The organism is Streptomyces sp. AgN23 (assembly GCF_001598115.1).
Classification (GTDB): domain Bacteria; phylum Actinomycetota; class Actinomycetes; order Streptomycetales; family Streptomycetaceae; genus Streptomyces; species Streptomyces antimycoticus.
On sequence record NZ_CP007153.1, the window covers coordinates 7,521,717 to 7,544,138 of the forward strand.

A 22,422-nucleotide genomic window follows, 5' to 3' on the forward strand; every position below is an offset into this window, starting at 1 on the left:
GCCCGGCTAGGCTGACGATCATGCTGATCGCCGCCGCCGTCTGCCCGTGTCCGCCGCTGCTGGTGCCCGAGATCGCCGCCGGAGCCGCTCCCGAGCTGGACGGGCTGCGCGCGGCATGCGCCGAGGCCGTTCGCGCCCTCGCGGCGGCGCGTCCGGAGCGCCTGATCGTGGTGGGGCCCGCCGAGCGCGCCGGGCGCGGACCGCATGCGCAGGGCGCGGCCGGATCGTTCCGCGGCTTCGGCGTGGAGGTGGAGGTGCGGCTGGCCGCGCCGGCGGCGGACGGGGCGTCCGGCGGCGACGATGCCGCGGGGCAGGGTCCCTCGCCCTCGCTGCCGCCGTCGCCCTCGCTGCCACTGTCGCTGGCGGTCGCCGCCTGGTTGCTGGAGCACGCGGGGTGGGACCCGGCGGTGCCCGTCGAAGGGCTGGGTGTGGGGGAACCTCTCGCGGCCGAGCGGTGTATTGAAGTGGGAAGGGAGCTCGCCGGGCGGGCGGAGCGAATGGCGTTGCTGGTGATGGGCGACGGCACCGCATGCCGCACGTTGAAGGCGCCGGGCTATCTCGACGAGCGGGCGGCCCCGTTCGATGCCGAGGTGGCGCGGGCGCTGGCGGCTGCCGACACCGGGGCGCTGGCGGCGCTCGACGAGGAGTTGGCGTACGAGCTGAAGGCGGCGGGCCGCGCGCCGCTGCAGGTGCTCGCGGGTGCGGCCGAGGGGGCGCCCCTGAAGGGGGAGTTGCGGTATGACGAAGCGCCGTACGGCGTGGGGTACTTCGTGGCGAGCTGGTCGTCCTAGCCCGCTCGCGGCCGTGGAGCGTCCGCTCCACGGCCGCGTACCGGCGGGGTGGGCCGGTCTGGGCCTGGCGTCGCCCGCCCTCGACGTGGGCGCCGTCCTGGCCTGGGCGGCTCTATTCGTCGCGCTTGGGCTTGGGCTTGTCCTCTTCCATGTGCGAAAGGCGGTTGAGAGCGCCCTTCGCCTTGCCCCTGCCAGTCTCGATCTTGGCGCTGTACTTGCCCTTGGTCCTGGTGTCGACCGTCTTGGCCGCCTTCTCCAGGCCCCGCTCGATCCTGGCCTCGTGCTGCTGCGCGAAGCTGCCGGCCTTGCCCTTCATCTGACCGGCCTTGGCCTTGAGATTGTCCATCAGGCCCATGTGCCACCTACCCTCGTCGGCTGCCTATGTGCGGGCGCTCTCACCGGTCTCGCTGTCGGCCGCCTCGGCCGCGGACTGTTGCCTGGGGATCCCGGCGCCTTCACCCGCCGGGCTCTCCTTCCCGCTCCGCGCGGTTTCAGCCCCGTCGCCGGTCCCGGACGCGGCCTCCGCCGTGATGGCGTCGGCCGTGACCTGGGCGTCCTGTGCGGACGGTGCCTTCTCGGACGAGCGGCTCGCCTCCTTCGGCACATGACGATCGCGACGAAACCTGGAAAACATGCCCATATCCACTCCATACCTTACTCGTGCGGGCGAAATCCCGTGCCGCTCGGAGCGTTCTCTTGCGCCGCGCGCGGAGGCCGATGAGCTGAACCGGCCCCCGGAACCTCGCAAGCGGGCAACGAACCCGTCGGTGCCCCGTCACGTCGCTCATTCGAGGAGGCCCCCGGCGTTTGCGAGACTGGCCCGGTGAATACTGCAGGCCACCCGCCGCGAGTCATCGCCGTCGTCGGCCCCACCGCGGCCGGAAAGTCCGATCTGGGCGTCGCGCTCGCCAGACATCTCGACGGCGAGGTCGTCAACGCCGACTCCATGCAGCTCTACCGGGGCATGGACATCGGCACCGCCAAGCTGACGGAGGATGAGCGGCAAGGGGTGCCACACCGGCTGTTGGACATCTGGGACGTCACCCAGACCGCGAGCGTCGCCGAGTACCAGCGGCTGGCCCGCGCCGAGATGGACCGCCTGCTCGACGAGGGCCGCACTCCCATCCTGGTCGGCGGATCCGGCCTCTACATCCGCGGGGCCATCGACGCCCTGGAGTTCCCGGGCACCGACCCCGCCGTCCGGGCCCGGCTCGAGGCCGAGCTGGAGGAGCGGGGCTCCGGGGTCCTGCACGCCCGCCTCGCCGCCGCCGACCCCGAGGCGGCGCGCGCGATCCTGCCCAGCAACGGCCGCAGGGTGGTCCGGGCGCTGGAGGTCATCGAGATCACGGGCCGCCCCTTCACCGCCAATCTGCCCGGGCACGAGGCGGTCTACGACACGCTCCAGATCGGCGTCGACGTCGAGCGGCCCGAGCTGGACGAGCGGATCGCCCTGCGGGTGGACCGGATGTGGGACGCCGGGCTGGTCGAGGAGGTCCGCCTGCTGGAGGCCGCCGGGCTGCGCTCGGGCCGTACCGCCTCCCGCGCCCTCGGCTATCAGCAAGTGCTCGCCTCGCTCGCTGAGGAGTGCACCGAGGAGGTGGCCAGGGCCGAAACCGTGCGCGCCACCAAGCGGTTCGCGCGCCGCCAGGATTCCTGGTTCCGCCGCGATCCCCGGGTCCACTGGCTCAGCGGAGCCGCCGACCGCAGAGGGGAACTCCTGGCGAGCGCGCTCACGTTGGTTGAACGGGCGGTCACAGCCTGATCACGTCATGGCATCGGGACGCTCAGCTCGTCATTCGGGCCCCGGCGGGCATGCCATCATCAAGCTCCGATCGTGCCGTGGTGTCTGGAGTTGGGAGGGCGTGTGGCGATGGAGGCCGGCCCTCGCGACGCATCGCAGCAATCGCCGCACGGAGACGCGGGGCCGCTGACCCCCGACGGTCCCGATGAGGCCGGAGGAGCGCTCCACGAACCCGGCGCACCGGTCCTCGAGGACGGCTCCGAGGACCCGGACGGCGCGGGATCCGTCTCCGGGGAGTCCTTCCGGGAGCTGCGCCCGCCGCGCCGGCTGCGGATCTGGCAGATCGCCCCGATCGTCGGCCTCGCCATCCTGGGCTCGCTGATGTTCGCCTTTCCGCTCGCCTTCGAGTTCGGCGACGGAGGGGCGGTCGTGGCCATGCTCGGCCTGCTGCTGAGCTGCTGCGCGGCGGGCTGGGGCCTGATGGCCGCCCGCCGGGTGGGCTACACCTGGCCGGGCCTTCCTCCCAGAGGCTCCGGACGCCGCCCGGACTGGCGCTTCGTCGTGCTCTACGTGGTGATCGTGGCCCTGCTGGCCGCCCTCACCTTCTGGCGGGTGGCCCGCCTCCGCTAGGCCCTCTCCGGCGCATCCTCGCGGCCTACGGCGCCCGCCTCGGCGCCTCGCGGCGGTGCGCTCGTCGAGGCCCTGCGGCCCGCCCGGCGCCGACGGCCCGGGCACGGCGGGACGGCGCACGAGGTCCCCCGTAGGATCGAGGGATGAGCACCGCACCACGGCTGTCCTTCCTCAAGGGTCACGGCACCGAGAACGACTTCGTCATCGTCCCCGACCTGGACGGCGGCCTGGAGCTGTCCGCGGCCGCCGTCGCCCGGATCTGCGACCGCCGCGCCGGTATCGGCGGTGACGGGCTGATCCGCGTCGTGCGCGCCTCGGCACACCCCGAGGCGCGGGCCATGGCCGACCAGGCCGAGTGGTTCATGGACTACCGCAACAGCGACGGCAGCATCGCCGAGATGTGCGGCAACGGAGTCCGCGTCTTCGCCCGGTATCTGCAGCGGGCCGGGCTCGCCGAGGCGGGCGATCTCGCTGTCGCCACCCGGGCCGGGGTGCGCCGGGTCCACATCGCCAAGGACGCCGGGGACGCCGCGCAGCCGGGCGAGGCCGCGGCGGGGTCCGACGGTCCGATCACCGTGGTGATGGGCGAGGCCACGCTGCCCGGGCCCGGCCCCGAGGCGGAGATCACGGTCACGGTCGGTGAGCACAGCTGGCCCGCGCGCAACGTGAACATGGGCAACCCGCACGCGGTCGCCTTCGTCGACGATCTCGCCCAGGCCGGTGATCTGCTCGCGGCCCCCGCCGTGCGCCCCGCCTCCGCGTACCCCCACGGCACCAATGTCGAATTCGTCGTCGACCGCGGCCCGCGCCATGTCGCGATGCGCGTGCATGAGCGCGGCTCCGGTGAGACCCGCTCCTGCGGCACCGGCGCCTGCGCCGTGATGGTGGCCGCGGCGCGCCGTGACGGGGCCGACCCGGCGCTGACCGGCCACCCCGTCACGTACACGGTGGACGTCCCCGGGGGGCGCCTTGTGATCAGTGAACGGCCGGACGGTACGGTAGAGATGACCGGCCCTGCCGTGATCGTGGCCGAGGGGGAACTGGATCCCGCTTGGCTGGGCACGGACCTCGGTTGACAGTTCCCTCGAATGGGTGATCCGTTTCACTCTGGGCGAGAGCCGGTCGGCCGTGCGTGATGGGCTCGATAGCATCAAGCACCGGCCCCGGGGGAGTACCCACGCCGGTTGACGCTCGACGCCGCCGGAGGTTGCCCATGAGCGCAGAGGCCACCGACCAGGCCCCGTTCGGCCGCAGGCGCGGTCTCCCCCGCATCGACCTGCGCAATATCCGCAGGTTCAGCCGGGCGGCCCTGCTGGGCCCGGCCTCCCGCGGCCGACTGCCGGACGCGATCGAGCATGTGGCCAAGGTCCACCGCGCACACCATCCCGGAGCCGATCTGGATGTGCTCCGCAAGGCGTATGTCCTGGCCGAGTCCTCCCACCGCGGCCAGATGCGCAAGAGCGGTGAGCCGTACATCACCCATCCGCTGGCCGTCACCCTGATCCTCGCCGAACTGGGCGCCGAGACCACCACGTTGACCGCCTCGCTGCTCCACGACACCGTCGAGGACACCGAGGTGACCCTCGATCAGGTGGGGGAGGAGTTCGGCGAGGAGGTCCGCTATCTCGTCGACGGCGTCACCAAGTTGGAGAAGGTCGACTACGGCGCGGCGGCCGAGCCCGAGACCTTCCGCAAGATGCTCGTGGCCACGGGCAACGACGTCCGGGTGATGTCGATCAAACTCGCCGACCGGCTGCACAACATGCGCACCCTCGGCGTGATGCGCCCCGAGAAACAGGTGCGCATCGCCAAGGTCACCCGCGATGTGCTGATCCCGCTCGCCGAGCGGCTCGGGGTGCAGGCGCTCAAGACCGAGCTGGAGGACCTGGTCTTCGCCATCCTCCACCGCGAGGAGTACGCGCAGACCCGCGAGCTCCTCCAGGCCCACGCCGGGCGCCCCGACCCGCTGGCCCACGCCGCCGAGGACGTACGGGGCGTGCTGCACGAGGCCGGCATCACCGCCGAAGTCCTGGTCCGGCCGCGGCACTTCGTCTCCGTCCACCGGGTCGGGCTCAAGCGCGGCGAGCTGACCGGCACGGACCTCGGCCGCCTCCTCGTCCTCGTCTCCGACGACGCGGACTGCTACGCGGTCCTGGGCGAACTGCACACCTGCTTCACCCCGGTGATCTCGGAGTTCAAGGACTTCATCGCGGTCCCCAAGTTCAACCTCTACCAGTCGCTGCACACGGCAGTGGCCGGGCGCGACGGCGAGGTCACCGAGGTCCTCATCCGCACCCATCAGATGCACCGGGTCGCGGAGGCCGGAGTGATCGCCCTCGGCAATCCGTACACTCCGACGGAGGGCGCCGACGCACCCGAGGGCGAGCGGGCCGACCCGACCCGCCCCGGGTGGCTGTCCCGGCTGCTCGACTGGCAGAGCGCCACCCCGGACCCCCACCTCTTCTGGACCTCGCTCCGTGACGACCTCGCCCAGGACCGGGAGATCACGGTCTTCCGCTCCGACGGCGGGACGCTCGGCCTGCCCGCGGGCGCCAGCTGTGTGGACGCCGCGTACGCCCTGTACGGCGAGGACGCCCACTCCTGTATCGGCGCCCGGGTCAATGGCCGGATCGCGACCCTGAGCACGGTGCTGCGCGACGGCGACACCCTGCAGCTCCTGATGGCAGGCGACAGCCGGGACGCCGCCTCCCACGGCCCTTCTCCGGAGTGGCTCGACCACGCCCGCACCCCGGCCGCCCGCATCGCCATCAACCGCTGGCTGGCCGCCCACCCGGCGCCGCAGCCCGCGCAGCACGAGTCCCGAGAGCCTGAGGCAGAGTCCGCCGCCACGCTCTCCGGGCAGGACGCGCAGGGCTCGCAGGCTTCGCAGGGCGGCGAGACCGCCGTCCCCGCGGCCGGGGCGGTCCGCCCCGAGGCGGGCATCATCGTCGACCGGCCCGGCGCGACCGTACGGCTCGCCCGCTGCTGCACCCCCGTGCCGCCCGACCCGGTCACCGGCTTCGCGGTCCGCGGCGGGGCTGTCACCGTGCACCGCGAGCGGTGCCCCGGAGTGGCGCGGATGATCGCGGCCGGGCGCACGGTCGTCGGGGTGCGCTGGGCGGACGAGGACGACGGGGACGGGGGCGGCGACTATCGCGTGACCCTCTTCGCGGAGGCGTTCAGCAGACCGCATCTGCTCGCTGATCTCACCGAGGCCATCGCCGCCGAGGGCGCGGAGGTGGTCGCGGCCGCCGTCGAACCGCCCCGTGAGCAGCGCGTCCGGCACACCTACACGCTCCAGCTGCCCGACGCGAGCAGACTGCCGACGCTGATGCGGGCCATGCGGAACGTCCCGGGGGTCTATGACGTGACACGCGAGGGCCGCAGTGTGGCCGCGGCGCGCTCCTGAGCGCCGCCGGGCCGCCTGAACTCCTTCGGGTGGATCAAAGCCGGGAGCGACTGCGCCGGCGCCGGGGGGGCTGGTAGCCGTAGGGCATGACGTTTTCTTCGGGGCGCCGCCCCTGGCCGCCGCGCACCGGGCGCCGCAGGACCGCGCTGGTGGCGGCGGCCATGGCCGCCGTCTTCCTCGCGGTCGGCCCCTCCTCCGCCGCGGGGCCGGTATCGTCCACCCACCCCAGGCCCCTGGGCATCGGCGACCCGCTCTTCCCGGAGCTCGGCAATCCCGGGTACGACGTCACGGCGTACGACATCGTGTTCGACTACCGCCGCCAGGACCGGCCGCTCGACGCCGTCACCACCATCGACGCCCACGCCACCGCCCCCCTGCGCACCGTCAACCTCGACTTCGCCCAGGGTGTCGTGGACTCGGTGCGGGTCGACGGGGTGCGGGCCCGGTTCGTGACGGCCGGTGAGGACCTGGTGGTCACGCCGTCCACCCCGCTCCGTAAGGGCGCCGCCTTCCGGGTCACCGTCCACCACACCAGCGATCCGCGGGGCGGCACCAACGGCGGCTGGGTCCGCACCAGCGACGGGCTGGTCATGGCCAATCAGGCCAACGCCGCCCACCGGGTCTTCCCCTGCAACGACCACCCCGCCGACAAGGCCCGCTTCACCTTCCGGATCACCGCTCCGAAGAGCCTTACGGTCGTCGCGGGCGGTCTTCCCGGACTGCGCCTTCGCAAGGGGTCGCGGACCACCTGGACGTACCGCCTCGCCCATCCCATGGCCACCGAACTGGCGCAGATCTCCATCGGCCGCTCCGCCGTGCCGCGCCGCACCGGGCCCCGTGGGCTGCCGGTGCGCGACGTCGTACCCGCGGTGGACCGCGCACGGCTGGAGAAGTGGCTCGCGCGCACTCCCGGACAGCTGGCCTGGATGGAGAAGAAGGCCGGGCGCTACCCGTTCGAGAACTACGGCGTCCTGATCGCCCACGCCACCACCGGCTTCGAGCTGGAGACACAGACGCTCTCCCTCTTCGAGCGTGATCTGTTCACCAGCGCGGAGCTGCCCCGGTGGTACATCGAATCGATCATGGTGCACGAGCTGGCGCACCAGTGGTTCGGCGACAGCGTCAGCCCGCGCCGCTGGTCCGACCTATGGCTCAACGAGGGCCACGCCACCTGGTACGAGGCGCTGTACGCCGATGAGCGCGGTAAGGCGAGCCTGGAGCGGCGGATGCGCAAGGCGTACGAGCAGTCCGACGCCTGGCGGGCCGAGGGCGGGCCGCCCGCGGCCCCCAAACCGGCCGACTCCGGTCAGCAGATCGGCATCTTCCGCCCGGTCGTCTACGACGGCAGCGCGCTGGTGCTGTACGCGCTGCGGCAGCGGATCGGCCGGACCGCCTTCGACCGGCTGGAGCGTGAATGGGTGCTCCGCCACCGCGACGGAGTGGCCTCGACCGCCGACTTCATCCAGCTGGCCTCCCAGGTGGCGGGGCGTGACCTGAGCGGATTCCTCCGTCCCTGGCTGTACGGAAAGAAGACGCCGCCGATGCCGGGACACGCCGACTGGCGACCGACGGCGAAGGAGAGCACGAAGGGCGCCGCGCTGCCGGGCGCCCGGGCAGGGCGGCACGCGGTGCGTTACGCGGTGCCATGGGCCGTGAAACCAGGGTGACGGCCCGGCCGCCGCGTGCGACCATCAAGGAGTCGGCGTCGCGACCGGCCCCGGCGGGGAATCCCGCGGGCTCGCCACGCGTTGTCGACAGTGACGGTATTCCACGACGTAAGGATTCCTTTGACCCACTCCTCTTCCCTTCCGCAGGACCGGCAGCGACCCGCCGAGAGCCTTCGGGCCGACGCCCTGATGGAAGAGGACGTCGCCTGGAGTCACGAGATCGACGAGGAGCGTGACGGCGACCAGTACGACCGCTCCGACCGTGCCGCGCTGCGGCGTGTGGTGGGGCTGTCCACCGAGCTCGAGGACATCACCGAGGTCGAGTACCGGCAGCTGCGCCTGGAGCGCGTGGTGCTGGTCGGCGTATGGACCTCCGGCACGGCGCAGGACGCGGAGAACTCCCTGGCGGAGCTGGCCGCGCTCGCCGAGACCGCCGGCGCCCTGGTGCTCGACGGCGTGATCCAGCGGCGCAACAAGCCGGATCCCGCCACCTACATCGGCTCCGGCAAGGCCGAGGAACTGCGCGACATCGTGGTCGAGTCCGGTGCCGACACCGTGGTCTGCGACGGTGAGCTAAGCCCCGGCCAGCTGATCCACCTCGAGGACGTCGTCAAGGTCAAGGTGGTCGACCGGACCGCCCTGATCCTCGACATCTTCGCCCAGCACGCCAAGTCCCGAGAGGGTAAGGCGCAGGTCTCGCTCGCCCAGATGCAGTACATGCTGCCGCGGCTGCGGGGCTGGGGCCAGTCGCTGTCCCGGCAGATGGGTGGCGGTGGCTCCGGATCCTCGGGCGGCGGTATGGCCACCCGTGGTCCCGGTGAGACCAAGATCGAGACGGACCGGCGTCGCATCCGCGAGAAGATGGCGAAGATGCGCCGCGAGATCGCCGAGATGAAGACCGGCCGCGACATCAAGCGGCAGGAGCGCCGGCGCCACAAGGTCCCCTCCGTCGCCATCGCCGGATACACCAACGCGGGCAAGTCCTCGCTGCTCAACCGGCTCACCGGTGCGGGCGTCCTGGTGGAGAACGCACTGTTCGCCACCCTCGACCCGACCGTGCGCCGGGCGGAGACCCCCAGCGGGCGGCTCTACACACTGGCGGACACCGTCGGGTTCGTCCGGCACCTTCCGCACCACTTGGTGGAGGCGTTCCGGTCCACGATGGAGGAGGTCGGCGACGCCGATCTGATCGTCCATGTGGTGGACGGGTCGCATCCGGCACCGGAGGAGCAGCTGGCCGCCGTGCGCGAGGTGATCCGCGATGTGGGCGCGGTCGACGTGCCCGAGATCGTCGTGATCAACAAGGCGGATCTGGCCGATCCGCTGGTGGTGCAGCGGCTGCTGCGCATGGAGCGGCGCGCCATGGCGGTGTCGGCCCGCAGCGGGCTGGGCATCGACGAGCTGCTCGCGGTGATCGACGAGGAGCTGCCCCGGCCCCAGGTCGAGATCGAGGTCCTGCTGCCGTACACCGACGGCAAGCTGGTCGCGCGCACCCACGTCGAGGGTGAGGTGCTCTCCGAGGAGCACACGCCCGAGGGCACGCTGCTCAAGGCGCGGGTGCACGAGGAGCTCGCGGCGGAGCTGCGGCGTTTCGTCCCGGCCGCGGCCGCCGGACAGCACTAGCCACGACGGGCAGCACGGCGAAGGCACGACAGGCGTACGACGAGGGCCCGCCCCCGGACTTCTTCCGTTCTAGTGGTCGTCGCAACACCCCAGCTCAAGGGGTGCGATGGACTTCAAGATCCGAGAGAACCGGACAGTGGCTCGGGGCCCCGTGCCGCTCTCTGCTGAGCGAGCTGCATACTTCCGGCTCGTGAAGCAGGGGTACAGCAACAAAGAGGCATGCCGGATCGTCGGGATCAACCCGAAGACCGGCAGACGCTGGCGCAACGGACGTAATGCGTCCGGGCGTACAACGGCGGCGCCACCGGTCAGGCCGGTGGCGCCGGCTTCTGTTTCCGGGCGGCGGTACCTGTGCGAGGAAGAGCGCATACACATCGCGGACCGGCTGCGGGAGAAGGCTTCCATCCGCACCATCGCGGCCGAGCTGAACCGCAGCCCGTCCACGATCAGCCGGGAGGTACGCCGCAATGGTGTGCCGCTGCGCGGTGACGCGACTCGCTGGGCCTACCGGCCATATGCCGCACAATCCCGCGCCGATGCCCGACGCCCCCGTCCGAAGCCAGGGAAAATCGGCCAGAACCCCGGACTCCGGGACTTCATCCAGGACCACCTGGAACGCCGCTGGAGCCCTGAACAGATCTGCCAGGCTCTGCGGGCCCGCTTCCCCGACCGGCCGGAGATGCACGTGGTCCACGAGACGATCTACCAGGCCCTCTACGTCCAGGGCCGCGGCGAACTCCGTCGCGAACTGACCAGGGCACTACGAACTGGCAGGGCTATGCGGCGGCCCCACCGCCAGTCCTGCCGACGCCAACCACGCATGTCGCGGGACATGGTGATGATCAGCGAGCGACCTGCCGAAGTGGCCGACCGGGCGATCCCCGGACACTGGGAGGGCGACCTCATCATCGGCAAGGCGGGGGTTGAGGAACATCGGAACGAAAACCGGCGCTAAGCCCCTGGAGGGCTTGAGAGCGCTTTGACCTGGGGTTCGGCGGGGGCGGAGCCTTCGGCAGTCGTGTTGATCACTGACTGTCTGGAGGTCCGGGGTGCCGGTCGAGTTTCTGACGGATGAGCAAGCCGCGAAGTATGCGGCGTACGACGGGGCGCCGTCCCGTACGGAGTTGGAGCGGTTCTTCTTCCTGGATGACGCGGACCGGGCGTTGATCGAGCCGAAGCGGCGGGCTCACAACCGGCTCGGGTTCGCGGTGCAGATGACCACGGTGCGATTCCTCGGGGTGTTCCTGGACGATCCGACGGACGTGCCGGCGGAGGCGGTCAACTACCTCGCCGAGCAGTTGGGCGTCGCGGACCGGTCGGCGCTGAAGGCATACGGCGAGCGGGAGAACACCCGGCTCGGCGGGTCCTGGAGTACACGGAGTTCGCCGAGTCGGAGGCGGAGCTGCGGGCGTGGGTGGATGCGCGGGCCTGGACGACCGGGGAGGGCCCGAAGGCGCTGTTCGACGCGGCGGCGGGGTGGCTGCGTGAGCGGCGGGTGCTGCTGCCCGGGGTGACGACGCTGGCCCGGCTGGTGGCCGCGGTGAGGGAGGCGGCGAACCAGCGGCTGTGGGACACCCTCTACGGGCTGCTGAGCGCTGGTCAGCGGGCAGTGCTGGACTCCCTGCTGACGGTGCCGCCGGGCGCCCGGGTGTCGGAGCTGGACCGGCTGCGCCGGGGTCCGGTGCGGATCTCCGGGCCACAGATGAAGTGGGCGTTGGAACGAGCAGAGGAGATCGCGGCCTTCGGGATGGGCGAGGTGGACGTGTCCGCGATACCGCCGCGGCGGCTGGCGGAGCTGTCGCGGTACGGGGTCGATGGCAAGGCGTTCGCTGCTCAAGCGGCACGGTGACTCCCGGCGCCTGGCCACGCTGCTGGCCACTGCGGTCTACCTGACGTCCCGGGCGGTCGATGACGCCCTGGACCTCCTGGAGGTACTGATCTCGACGAAGCTGCTGGCCAGGGCGGAGCGGGAGACGGCGAAGGAGAAGCTGAAGACCCTGCCGCGCGTGGAGAGGGCGTCGGCGAAGCTGGCCGCCGCGTTCCAGATCGTGTTCGACAGCACCAGCGAGCAGGTCGACACCGACACCGGCGAGATCACCCCGCCCGAGGTGGAGACGCTGGAGGCGATGTGGGAGCGGATCGAGCAGGTGGTGCCCCGGCACGAGCTGGCGGCGGCGATCGCCGCGCTGTTCGAGCTGACTCCTCCGCTCGACTCGGACGCGGACGAGGCATGGCGGACCCAGCTGGTCACCCGGTTCGGCACCGTACGGCCGTTCCTGAAGCTCCTGGTGACAGTGGTCGACTTCGGCGCCACGCCGGAGGGCTTGCCGGTCCTGAAGGCGTTGAAGTCGCTGCCGGACCTGATGGGACGCAAGAAGGTCGGCCCAGCGGAGATCGACACCGGCCTGGTCACCGGGTCGTGGCGGCGCCTGGTGCTGTCCGCGCCGCACCTGGAGCCAGGCACGGTCGACTGGAAGGCGTACGCGTTCTGCGTGCTGGAGCAAGTGCACCGGATGCTGCGAAGCAAGCAGGTGTTCGCGAAGAACTCCTCCAAGTGGGGCGACCCGAGGGCGAAGCTGCTGGACGGGGAAGCGTGGGAGCAGGCCAAGCCGACCGTGCTCGCCTCGCTCAACCTGCCCGCCGAGGCGGGGGAGCACCTGGCGGCTCGGGCCGCGCTGTTGGACGGCACCTACCGCGAGGTCGCCGCGCGGGTGCCGGCGAACTCCCAGATCGTGTTCGACGACGACGGCCGCCTGCACTTCGCAGCCCTGGAGCCGGAGCCGGAACCCGCCTCCCTGCGCCAGCTGCGGGAGGCAGTGGAGGCGATGCTGCCCCGGGTCGACCTGCCGGAGGCATTGCTGGAGGTTTTCTCGTGGACCGATGCCGATCAGGCGTTCACTTCGGTCACCGGCGGCGAGGCCCGGCTGAAGGACCTGCACGTGACCATTGCCGCGCTCTTGGTCGCGCACAGCTGCAACGTCGGCTACACCCCGGTCATCGGGGCTGCGGACGCGCTGAAGTACGGGCGCCTGTCCCATGTCGACCAGACGTATCTGCGGCTGGCGACGTACCGGGCCGCGAACGCCAGGCTGATCGACTGCCAGGCAGCCATCCCGCTCGCGCAGGCGTGGGGCGGCGGCCTGGTCGCCTCCGTGGACGGCATGCGGTTCGTCGTGCCCGTGCCGTCGGTGTACGCGCGGCCGAACCCGAAGTATTTCGGGCGCCGGGGCGGCGCCACCTGGCTGAACATGATCAACGACCAGGCCGCGGGACTGGGCGGGAAGGTGGTGGCAGGCACCCCGCGCGACTCGCTGTACGTACTGGACGTCCTCTACGACCGCGATGGCGGCAAGCGCCCCGAGATGATCGTCACCGACACCGCTTCTTACAGCGACATCGTCTTCGGCCTGCTCACTCTGGCCGGCTTCGCGTACGCGCCGCAGCTCGCCGACCTGCCTGATCAGAGAATGTGGCGCATCGACCGCACCGCCGACTACGGCGCCTTCCAGGACGCGGCCCGCGGCCGGGTCGACCTCGCCCGCATCGAACGCCATTGGGAGGACATCCTTCGCATCATCGGCTCCATCCACACCGGAGCCGTGCGTGCGTACGACGTCATCCGCATGCTGTCGCGGGACGGTCGCCCAACCCCGCTCGGCGACGCGATTGCCCACTACGGGCGGATCGCGAAAACCCTGCACATCCTGCGCCTGGCCGACGAGCCCGGCTACCGGCGGCAGATCAAGAGCCAGGCCAACCTCCAGGAGGGCCGCCATTCTCTCGCCAGGAAGATCTTCCACGGCAGGCACGGGCAGCTCTACCAGCGCTACCAGGACGGTATGGAGGACCAGATCGGGGCGCTGGGCCTGGTCCTCAACGCCCTCGTGCTGTTCAACACCCGGTACATGGACGCTGCGGTGAAGCAGCTGCGGGCGGACGGCTTCGACGTCCGTGACGAGGACGTGGCCCGCCTCTCGCCATTCGTACGGCACCACATCAACATGGTCGGCCGGTACTCCTTCCAGCTTCCCGACCTGCCCGGCGGCCTGCGTCCGCTGCGAGACCCGGACGCGGCCGAAGAGGCGTGAACCTGGTGCGGGTGGCATTCACCGCCGGGGCTATCCCGGCGGTGACGTTTGCGCTGGTCACCGGATTGCAAGGGGCCGGGAGACTTAACGCCGACTGAGGTTGCGGCGGCTACGGGAGGCGGCGGGTGCGGTAGGCGGCGGTGAAGCTCCGGGCCGCTGCTGGGCCGGCCGGCACTGGGGTGTGGGCGGCCGCCGCACCGGGTGGGTGCGGCGGCCGTGAGTGGGATCGGCTCGTGGTTCGAGTCAGTCAGCACGGAGCAGGGCGCGCAGCTCGGTGGTGTCGATGATGTGGGCCCGTGAGGGGAAGACGCGATGGAGCAGGACATTGTGGACTTCGGTGTCCGGGTCGGCGACGCCGTCGGACAGGACGTAGAGCTGGTAGTCGCGGTCGGCCGCGTCGATGACGGTGGACAGGACGGCGCCACTGGTGCTGATGCCGGAGACGACCAGAGTGGTGATGCCGCGCTCGCGTAGCTGCTGGTCGAGGTCGGTGGTGGACATGCCGCCGTAGCGGATCTTGCGCACGACGATGTCGCTGTCCTGGGGAGCCAGGCGCTCGTGGATGGCAGCGGCAGGGTCCTCATGGTGCATGACGCGGTGTTGGGCCAGCGGGGCGAAGGACTTGTTGGAGGCCGGGATCGCGTCCCAGTCGGTATCGGTGAAGCCGACGCGTACGTAGGCGATGGTGCCGCCATTTGCGCGAACGTCGGCGACGGCCCCTTCCACACGACCGAGCAGCGCGTTTCGGTCCTCGCCTTCGGGCACAAAGGCCAGGATCGCGGGCTGGTAATCCATGACGAGAAGAGCGGTGTGGGTGGGGTCAAGCGCGGGGGCAGTGTTCACGCGAGTTCTCCTTAACCGGTGGTGTGCCGGGTCGACGCGGCACGCACCGGCGGACCGGCTGCGGCCTGCGGGTGGCAAGTTGTGGTGCCTCATGAGTGGCTGCGGGACAGTTCCGGCTCGTGCTGCGACGTCTGGTCCTGTCGGGGAAGCAGGAGCGGTGTGGTCAGGATGAGCAGTCCTGCGACCGTGAGAGCGGTACGTGGGCTGGTGACGTCGGCGAGCAGCCCGGCGAGCGCGGTGAGGACGGCGATGGACGCCTGCTGCCCGATCGACCAGGCCGACAAGGTGCGGGCGACGAGATGCTCGGGAGTGTGTTCGAGCCGGTAGGTGGCGAGAACCGGGCTGTACAGGCTCATGTTGATGATGATCGCCAGCTCGACGGCCATCACGGTGACGAGTCCGACGACGCCGGGACGGACAAAGGCCAGGCCGATCAGCCAGACGGCGCGCAGGGTGCCGACGGTCCGGAAGACCCAGTGCCGGCCGAAGCGGGCCACGACACGGCGGGCCAGCCGCGAGCCGATGAGTCCGCCGAGGCAGGGGGCGGCGAAGGCGAGGGCGTACTGCCAGGGTGGGAACCCGAGTTGGCGAAGCAGGAGCACGGCCAGCAGCGGCTCGGTGGCCATGATCAGACCGGCGACGACCATTTGGTTGAGGTAGAGCGGCCGCAAACCGGGGTGGCCCATGATGTGTCGCCAGCCGTCGAGCAGTGCGCCTGCCCGGACCGGGCTCTTGTCGGTCGTTCGCGGCGCTTCTTCCTGGCCGCGGATCGCGGTGATGCCCAACGCGGAGAGCAGGTAGCTGATCGCGTCGGCCACCATGGTGGTGACCGGCCCGAACAGGCCGATCGCCGCCCCGCCCAGCGGTGGCCCCACTGCGATGGAGCTCCAGTTTGTGGACTCGAACCGCGCGTTGGCGACGAGCAGGTCATCCGGCCCCACGAGGGCCTTGAGGTAGGCGCCGCTGGCCGCATTGAAGGCGATCTTGGCTGCGGCGACCACGGCCGAGACCACGAGCAGCTGGACGAAACTGAGCCATCCGAAGGCGTAGGCGACAGGGATCGTCGCCATGGCCGCAAACCGGGCCAGGTCCATCATGATCATGACCGGGCGCTTGCGCCGGAACTCCACCCACGGCGCGAGCGGCACCGCAATCAGCGCACCCACCGCAGGCCCCACCGCCGACAGCGCGGACACCTCAGCGGGTCCGGCATGCAGCACCAGCACGGCGATCAGCGGCAACGCCCCGAACCCCAGACCGGACCCATATGCGCTCACCGCATATGACGCCCACAGCCAGCCGAACTGCCGGCCCAACCGTCTCCTGCCCACCATGCTCAGCGCACTCCCCTTGAGGTCCCACCCGAACAACCTGACGTTGACCGTTGAGAGATAAGCGGGCAGGACAACAGCAGGTCAAACAACTGACCTGCCAGCAATCCACAACAATCAGTTGTTCACTAAGGTGGGTCGGCGTGGATCTCGAAGCAGTACGTACCTTCGTCGCCGTCGCGGAAGCGGGCCAGTTCCAGAAAGCCGCCGCCGACCTGTCGATCACCCAGCAGGCCGTCTCCAAACGCATCGCCGCGCTGGAGCGCACCCTCGGCGTGCGATTGTTCACCCGTGCCCCACGCGGCGCTGAACTCACCATCGATGGTCAGGCGTTCCTGCCCCACGCACGCGAGCTGCTGCGCGTCGCCGAGCGTGCAGGCGCGTCCGTGCGCCCCGGCCACCGTCCGCTTCGCGTCGACGTGATCGCCTCGCGCAGCGCGCAGTCAAGCCTGATGCGCGGTTTCCACCGCGCACACCCCGAGATCGACCTCGACGTGATGATGCTGTTCGACATCGAGACCGCCGTCACCGCCATTCGCTCCGGTGCGATCGACGCGTCCTTCCGCGCCGTCGCCGCGCCAGGCCGGCCCCTTCCCGAGGACATCGAGTCCATCCGGGTGCTCGACGAGCCGCTCCAGCTCCTCACCGGCCCCGCCCACGCACTGGCAGGCGCCCGGTCCGTGACCGTCGCCCAGCTCACCGGGCACCGGATCTGGATGCCCGGCATCGCCCCCGGTACCGAGTGGGGCGCCTACTACGACGACCTCGTCGCCGAGTTCGGCCTCACCATCGAGGTGACCGGCCCCAACTTCGGCTCCGACGCGCTCCTCGACACCATCTCCGACACCCCGGCCCTGGCCACCTTCATGGGCGAGCACACCCGCCTCATCTGGCCCGCCGACCACGGCCTGCGCCGCATCCCGGTGACCAACCCGACGCCCGTCTACCCGCACTCGCTCCTCTGGCACCGCGACAACCCCCACCCGGCGCTGGCCACCCTCCGCACCCACCTCGCCGCCACGACGGCCGACCACGACGCCGCCGGCACCTGGGCACCGGGCTGGGTGATTCCGCGCTGAACGGCCCACCACCCACGCGGCCAGCCCTGTCAAGCGCAGACGGTCAACGGCGGGCGTCGCCGGGGGCGAGCAGGCTGGTCAGCTCGGAGATCGCCTCCGGGGAGGGCTTGAAGTAGCGACGGACGTTCTCCGGCTTCTTGTGCCGGGACTTCGCCATCAGCATCAACAGCGAGGCGCCCTGCTCGCCGAGATAGGTCAGGGCGGAGTGGCGGTACTCGTGCAGGTCCCAGCCCGTACCCGGCCCGCGTAGCGCGGTGTGCTCGTCGAGCAGAGCGCGGGCCTGCCCGTACGACAGCCTGGCCAGCCCGGTATCCGGGCACACGTCGCGTGGGCTGACGACCTTGCCCGGCCCCGGGCGGCGGTGGGTGACGAACACCGGCCCGCGGGTTCGGCCCTTGAGGAGCCTGGGCAGCAGCCGGGCAGTGCCGGCATCCCAGTACACGGGCTCCAGCACGAAGTCCTCGCGCGCCTGGCCGCGGCGGCGGGCCTTGGTCCCGGCGCCCTTCGCCTTGTCCGGGCAGCGGCGCCCGGCGAAATCCAGTTCCTCGATGTTCACGCCGAGGACCTCTTCCGCGCGGGCGGCGGTCTCGTACAGCATCCGCCACAGCGTCTTCTCCCGCAGGTGAACCTCACGCCGGGCAATCAGCCGGTCCACGGCCATCTTCGAGCGGGCCGGGGTCTCGGAGTCCGGCACCGTCAGCCGCTTCGCCCAGACGGGACCATCGGCCCCTCGTAGCCGCGCTCACGGCACCAGCCGAGCCAGGACAGCACCCCCGCCCGGCGGGCGTTCCACGTGTTCACCGCCGCGGTGCCCCACAGCAGTTCCAGAGCCTCGCCGATCTCATCGTCCGCGACCGACGCCAGCGGTCGGCCCTCGCCGAGCCGCGCGGCGGTCTTGCCCACCCCAATCCCGTAGTTCCGGACCGTGTTCGGGTTGCCGAGCGAGTCGAGGAACACGTCCGCCGCCGTCCGGACGGTCAACGCCTTCCCGGCCGGCAGCTGCACGACGGTGGGCGCTGCTTCCCCCTTGCCACAGATAACAGGGCCGCTTCACGTAGCGGCCAGAGAACATCACCGCAGGTGACGGATCAAGTTACCGCAGATATTGGGGTGTTATCCGTGGAACGACTTCAGGCAGGTCCGGCAACCGATGGTCCGTCAGCCGCCCCACCAGGCCCGACGAACCCTTAGCGCCGGTTTTCGTTCCGATGTTCCTCAACCCCCAAGAGGCCCACAAGTCCGCGATCGGCACGCTCGTCGAACGCTCCAGCCGATTCGTCGCCCTGGTCCACCTGCCTGACGGCCGCCAGCCCGCCCAGATGCGCGACGCACTCGTCCGCACCGTCGCGACCCTGCCCACCCAGCTCAGGCGCTCTCTCACCTGGGACCAAGGCTCTGAGATACACCTGCACACGGAGTTCAGCACCGCCACGGACATGCCCGTCTTCTTCTGCGATCCGGGCAGTCCCTGGCAGCGCGGCTCGAACGAGAACACCAACGGCCTGTTGCGGCAGTACTTCCCCAAAGGCACAGATCTCTCCGCCCACACCCGCGAGCACTTGGACGCCGTCGCCGCCGAGCTGAACAGTCGCCCACGCAAAACGCCCGGCTGGGAATCCCCAGCCGAGCGTCTCGCTAAGCTCCTGGCGACAGCCAGTTGATCACTGTGTTGCTACGACCCCTGGAATTCGCCCTTCCGGGAGCGGGCCCTCGTCGTGTGGTGCCCGACGGCTACCGGCTCAGCCGGTCACTGGCTCGCGAACTTCTTGCTGACCGCGTTGTAGACGCCCTTCGCCTCGGGTCCCAGGTGCGGGCCCGCCAGCCAGGTCGCGTTGGACGGGCCGATCGAGGTGTTGGACACCAGCGAGGGCTTGCCGTCCGAGCCCTCGGCGACCCAGCCACCGCCGGAGGAACCCGCGGTCATGGTGCAGCCGATGCGGTACATCGTGGGCTGCTTGGCATCCAGGGAGAGTCGGCCCGGCTTGTCCGCGCACTGGTTCATCTTCTGGCCGTCGAACGGCGGGGCGGCCGGGTAGCCGGTAGCCGTGATCTCGTCGATGGACTTCACCGCCGGGGCGTTGAAGTCGACCGGAAGCGCGCCGCCGACCATCTCCTCGAGCGACTTGCCGCCGCTGACCTCCGGCTTCACATGCATCACCGCGAAGTCGTACGGAGCGCCCTTGCCGCCCACGGCCGCGCCCCTGTCGATCCACTGTGAGGAGGTCTGCGCCCAGTCGGCCCACCAGACGCCCTTGGGAGCCAGCTCCTCCTTGGTGGCGTTCTCCAGCTCCGCCTGCGACTTGCCCGCGTCGTTGTAGGAGGGGACGAACATCAGGTTCTTGTACCAGCCGCCGCCCTTGCCCGCGTGGACGCAGTGGCCCGCCGTCCACACCAAATTGGACTTGCCGGGGTGCGCCGGGTCCTCGACCACGGTCGCGGAGCAGACCATCGAACCCTCGGGGCCGTCGAAGAACACCTTGCCCGCGTAGGGGACCTTCGAGCTGTACGGGCTGGCGACCGCCTTGGCCGGGACAGGCTGCGGATCGGGGTCGGTCACACCCTGGTCGTCCGCGATGTCGCTGTTGTCGACCGGCTTGTCGGGCTCCTGCGCGTCGCGCATCCGGTCCGGCTTCCACAGACCCTTGATGATCGGGTTGATGAAGTCACCGGCCTCGCGCAGCCAGTCGTCCCGGTCCCACTTGTTCCAGGCACCGTTCTTCCACTGATCCAGATCGATGCCGAGGTTCTTCAACTTGTCGTTGAGGTCGTCGGGCAGCTTGATGCCGTCCACGCCCTGCTCCGACGACGCGGTCGGCCGGGCGTCGGTGTTGTCGTCCGAGGAATCGCACGCGGTGGCGGTGAGCGCCAGAACCGAGGCTATGGCAGCCACGGCCAGTGCGGGTCGGCGTGAGGATGGCATGGGCGGAAGTCCCCCTGAGGTACTGATCTGCTCTACGGCCTATGTGGAATTGTCATGCACCGCCCCGGCAATGGGGTGGTATCCCACTATGCCGGTGCCGCCTACGACGGTTGCGAGCGGGTCCTTGGTTCCCGGCCGCGAGGATCTTCGCCCCCTGCGGCAAGGATCTTCGCCAAGCCCGTGATCCAGAGCCTTACGCGTCGTTGGTACGTACGGGGGACAGCCGGAGGGTGTTCAGCAGCAGGAGGACCGAGACTCGTGGCCGTGACCCAGCTCCCGCCGATGGCCCTGTCCGCCGTCTCCGACGACGGTGGCGCCACCCAGGGAATTCTGCGGCGCCAGGCGCTGCGTGAGTCGGCCGCCCGCACCTATGCCCGGGCGCTGCCCATCGTCCCGGTCCGCGCCCGGGGGATGACGATCGAAGGGGCCGACGGCCGCCGCTATCTCGACTGTCTCTCCGGGGCCGGGGCGCTGGCTCTGGGGCACAACCACCCGGTGGTGCTGGAAGCGATCCGGGCCGTTCTGGATTCGGAAGCGCCGCTGCAGGTCCTGGACTTGGCCACACCGGTCAAGGACGCCTTCACGGACGAGCTGTTCGCCACCTTGCCGCCCGGCCTCGCCGCCGGCGCGCGGGTGCAGTTCTGCGGACCGGCGGGCACGGACGCGGTCGAGGCCGCGCTCACGCTGGTGCGGATCGCCACGGGGCGCGATGGCCTGCTCGCCTTCTCCGGGGCCTACCACGGCATGACGGCGGGGGCGCTGGCCGCCTCCGGTGGCGCCTCTGCGGCCGGTGTGACCCGGCTGCCCTTTCCGTATGGCTACCGCTGCCCGTTTGGGGTCGGCGGGGAGCGCGGTGCCGAACTCTCCGCGCGCTGGGCCGAGAAGCTGCTCGACGACCCGAAGGGCGGGGCGCCCGACCCGGCCGGGATGATCCTCGAACCCGTACAGGGCGAGGGCGGGGTGATCCCGGCACCGGACGGCTGGCTCCGCCGTATGCGCGAGATCACCGAGGCCCGCTCCATCCCGCTCATCGCGGACGAGGTGCAGACCGGCGTCGGGCGCACCGGGGCCTTCTGGGCGGTCGACCACAGCGGGACGGTGCCCGATGTGATGGTGCTGTCGAAGGCCATCGGCGGGGGCCTGCCGCTGGCCGTCGTGGTCTACCGGGAGGAGCTCGACGTCTGGCCTCCCGGAGCCCACGCGGGCACCTTCCGCGGCAACCAGCTGGCGATGGCCGCGGGCACGGCCACCCTCGCGTACGTCCGGGTGAACCATCTCGCCCAGCGCGCGGCGGTCGTCGGCCGACGGATGCTCGAGCGGCTGCGCCGATTCGCCGCCGGACGCCCCCAGATCGGGGAGGTACGCGGCCGCGGCCTCATGATCGGACTGGAACTGGTCGCCCCGGAGGCCGGACCCACCGCGGAGGCGGGGGCCATCGCGGAGGCGGGTGTCGGGGCGGAGGCCGGGCAGGCCGGGTCCGCAGCGCGGGTCGGGCTCGCAGCGGCGCTCGGGCCTGTCGCGTACGCCGACTGGGAGGGGGCCCCGGGCGGCACAAGCCCGTACGGAGAATCCACGATCGAGGAGGCTCCGGACGAAGTGACCCCGTGTGAGGGAGCCTGGCTGACGGGCACCGAGGGCGGGGGCGCGCGCGGAACCCTGAGCGAGGATGCGCGCCAAGTCCTGGGCGGGGGAGCCCCCTACCCCGGTGTCACGCGTACGGCAGCCCCGCCCGCCGATCCCGCGCTCGCGGCGGCCGTCCAGCAGGAGTGCCTGCGGCGCGGGCTCATCGTCGAACTCGGCGGACGCCACGACGCGGTGATCCGCCTCCTCCCTCCACTCACCATCACCGATGAGCAGACAGAGGCCGTTCTGGACCGGCTCGCCGACGCCCTGGACGCGGCGATCCGCACCTCCGGAACCCGCTCCCGCTCCGGTGAACTCCCGACCGCCGCTGGCCCATTCGCCCCACCATTCGCCGGAAACCGCCACTGACGTGCCCCGCACCGTACGACCGCACCCCATCGCACCACCGAAGGAGGCAGGCGCCGGGCCCAGGACGTGAACGCCGTGATGCCCGCGCCGCACCCACCATGCCGCACACCCCCGGGGGAGCCCCCGTGTCTCCCCGACCGCAGCCCGTGCCCGGCGCCCTGACCGACTCCGGCGACCCCGCCCACCCCGGCCCCCCGCCGCCGCCCCTCCCACATCCGCCCCACACGGCGCCTCCTCCGGCCGGGACGACCAGACCACCCGCCCCGCCCGCCCCGCCCGCGGCGGTCTCGACGGTCAGGGCACCGTCC

General features: G+C 71.1%; 14 protein-coding genes and 4 pseudogenes. 12 read left to right on the forward strand and 6 right to left on the reverse strand.

The window, feature by feature from the left end; all coding sequences use genetic code 11:
• Positions 1 to 20 precede the first annotated feature (20 nt).
• Positions 21 to 791: a class III extradiol dioxygenase subunit B-like domain-containing protein gene (locus AS97_RS32735; protein ID WP_086710429.1), complete on the forward strand. Its 771-nt coding sequence runs from the start codon at positions 21 to 23 to the stop codon at positions 789 to 791.
• Between the two features lie 112 nt (positions 792 to 903).
• On the opposite strand, the gene AS97_RS32740 is transcribed toward AS97_RS32735, so the two are convergent.
• Both AS97_RS32740 and AS97_RS32745 read right to left on the reverse strand, forming a co-directional pair.
• Positions 904 to 1,146 carry an antitoxin gene (locus tag AS97_RS32740; RefSeq protein ID WP_059146736.1) on the reverse strand — a complete coding sequence of 81 codons (243 nt, stop codon included), beginning with the start codon at positions 1,144 to 1,146 and terminating at the stop codon, positions 904 to 906.
• 24 nt (positions 1,147 to 1,170) lie between these two features.
• On the reverse strand, positions 1,171 to 1,425 hold the full coding sequence (locus tag AS97_RS32745; protein ID WP_079059616.1) for a hypothetical protein: 255 nt from the start codon (positions 1,423 to 1,425) through the stop codon (positions 1,171 to 1,173).
• 189 nt (positions 1,426 to 1,614) lie between these two features.
• Between AS97_RS32745 and miaA the strand changes: the two genes are divergently transcribed.
• The 8 genes and pseudogenes from miaA to AS97_RS32785 all read left to right on the forward strand — a co-directional run bounded on the left by miaA (position 1,615) and on the right by AS97_RS32785 (position 13,949).
• Positions 1,615 to 2,553, forward strand: coding sequence for a tRNA (adenosine(37)-N6)-dimethylallyltransferase MiaA (gene miaA / locus AS97_RS32750; protein WP_059146734.1), 939 nt, complete (start codon positions 1,615 to 1,617; stop codon positions 2,551 to 2,553).
• A 108-nt stretch (positions 2,554 to 2,661) separates the two neighbouring features.
• Positions 2,662 to 3,162 carry a hypothetical protein gene (locus AS97_RS32755; protein WP_059146733.1) on the forward strand — a complete coding sequence of 167 codons (501 nt, stop codon included), beginning with the start codon at positions 2,662 to 2,664 and terminating at the stop codon, positions 3,160 to 3,162.
• A 143-nt stretch (positions 3,163 to 3,305) separates the two neighbouring features.
• Positions 3,306 to 4,238 (forward strand): diaminopimelate epimerase, encoded by a 933-nt coding sequence (gene dapF / locus AS97_RS32760; RefSeq protein WP_125756059.1) that lies wholly within the window; start codon positions 3,306 to 3,308, stop codon positions 4,236 to 4,238.
• 137 nt (positions 4,239 to 4,375) lie between these two features.
• Positions 4,376 to 6,571, forward strand: a complete 2,196-nt coding sequence (locus AS97_RS32765) for an HD domain-containing protein (protein WP_059146731.1) — start codon at positions 4,376 to 4,378, stop codon at positions 6,569 to 6,571.
• 86 nt (positions 6,572 to 6,657) lie between these two features.
• Positions 6,658 to 8,238 (forward strand): M1 family metallopeptidase, encoded by a 1,581-nt coding sequence (locus AS97_RS32770; RefSeq protein ID WP_247204561.1) that lies wholly within the window; start codon positions 6,658 to 6,660, stop codon positions 8,236 to 8,238.
• Positions 8,239 to 8,358: 120 nt separating this feature from the next.
• Positions 8,359 to 9,861 (forward strand): GTPase HflX, encoded by a 1,503-nt coding sequence (hflX, locus tag AS97_RS32775; RefSeq protein WP_086710426.1) that lies wholly within the window; start codon positions 8,359 to 8,361, stop codon positions 9,859 to 9,861.
• Positions 9,862 to 9,967: 106 nt separating this feature from the next.
• Positions 9,968 to 10,774 (forward strand): annotated as a pseudogene (locus AS97_RS32780) (IS30 family transposase); the annotation flags it as partial.
• A 136-nt stretch (positions 10,775 to 10,910) separates the two neighbouring features.
• Positions 10,911 to 13,949, forward strand: a pseudogene (locus AS97_RS32785) (Tn3 family transposase).
• 243 nt (positions 13,950 to 14,192) lie between these two features.
• Here AS97_RS32785 and AS97_RS32790 read toward each other — a convergent pair.
• Both AS97_RS32790 and AS97_RS32795 read right to left on the reverse strand, forming a co-directional pair.
• Positions 14,193 to 14,792 carry a cysteine hydrolase gene (locus tag AS97_RS32790; RefSeq protein WP_059146727.1) on the reverse strand — a complete coding sequence of 200 codons (600 nt, stop codon included), beginning with the start codon at positions 14,790 to 14,792 and terminating at the stop codon, positions 14,193 to 14,195.
• Positions 14,793 to 14,881: 89 nt separating this feature from the next.
• Complete coding sequence (locus AS97_RS32795) at positions 14,882 to 16,126, reverse strand: MFS transporter (protein WP_125756061.1); 1,245 nt, start codon at positions 16,124 to 16,126, stop codon at positions 14,882 to 14,884.
• A 140-nt stretch (positions 16,127 to 16,266) separates the two neighbouring features.
• Between AS97_RS32795 and AS97_RS32800 the strand changes: the two genes are divergently transcribed.
• A complete protein-coding gene (locus AS97_RS32800; RefSeq protein WP_086711350.1) occupies positions 16,267 to 17,202 on the forward strand; it encodes a LysR family transcriptional regulator in 936 nt (311 codons plus the stop codon).
• A gap of 43 nt (positions 17,203 to 17,245) precedes the next feature.
• Here the strand turns inward: AS97_RS32800 and AS97_RS32805 are convergent.
• A pseudogene (locus AS97_RS32805) lies at positions 17,246 to 18,240 on the reverse strand (site-specific integrase).
• Positions 18,241 to 18,437: 197 nt separating this feature from the next.
• Between AS97_RS32805 and AS97_RS32810 the strand changes: the two are divergent.
• A pseudogene (locus AS97_RS32810) lies at positions 18,438 to 18,863 on the forward strand (IS30 family transposase); the annotation flags it as partial.
• An 86-nt stretch (positions 18,864 to 18,949) separates the two neighbouring features.
• Here AS97_RS32810 and AS97_RS32815 read toward each other — a convergent pair.
• Entirely contained in the window at positions 18,950 to 20,122 is a 1,173-nt protein-coding gene (locus AS97_RS32815) for a hypothetical protein (RefSeq protein ID WP_210566140.1), read from the reverse strand.
• A 282-nt stretch (positions 20,123 to 20,404) separates the two neighbouring features.
• Here AS97_RS32815 and AS97_RS32820 point away from each other — a divergent pair, with 282 nt between their 5' ends.
• Positions 20,405 to 22,114, forward strand: a complete 1,710-nt coding sequence (locus AS97_RS32820) for a diaminobutyrate--2-oxoglutarate transaminase family protein (RefSeq protein WP_210567327.1) — start codon at positions 20,405 to 20,407, stop codon at positions 22,112 to 22,114.
• Positions 22,115 to 22,422 lie beyond the last annotated feature (308 nt).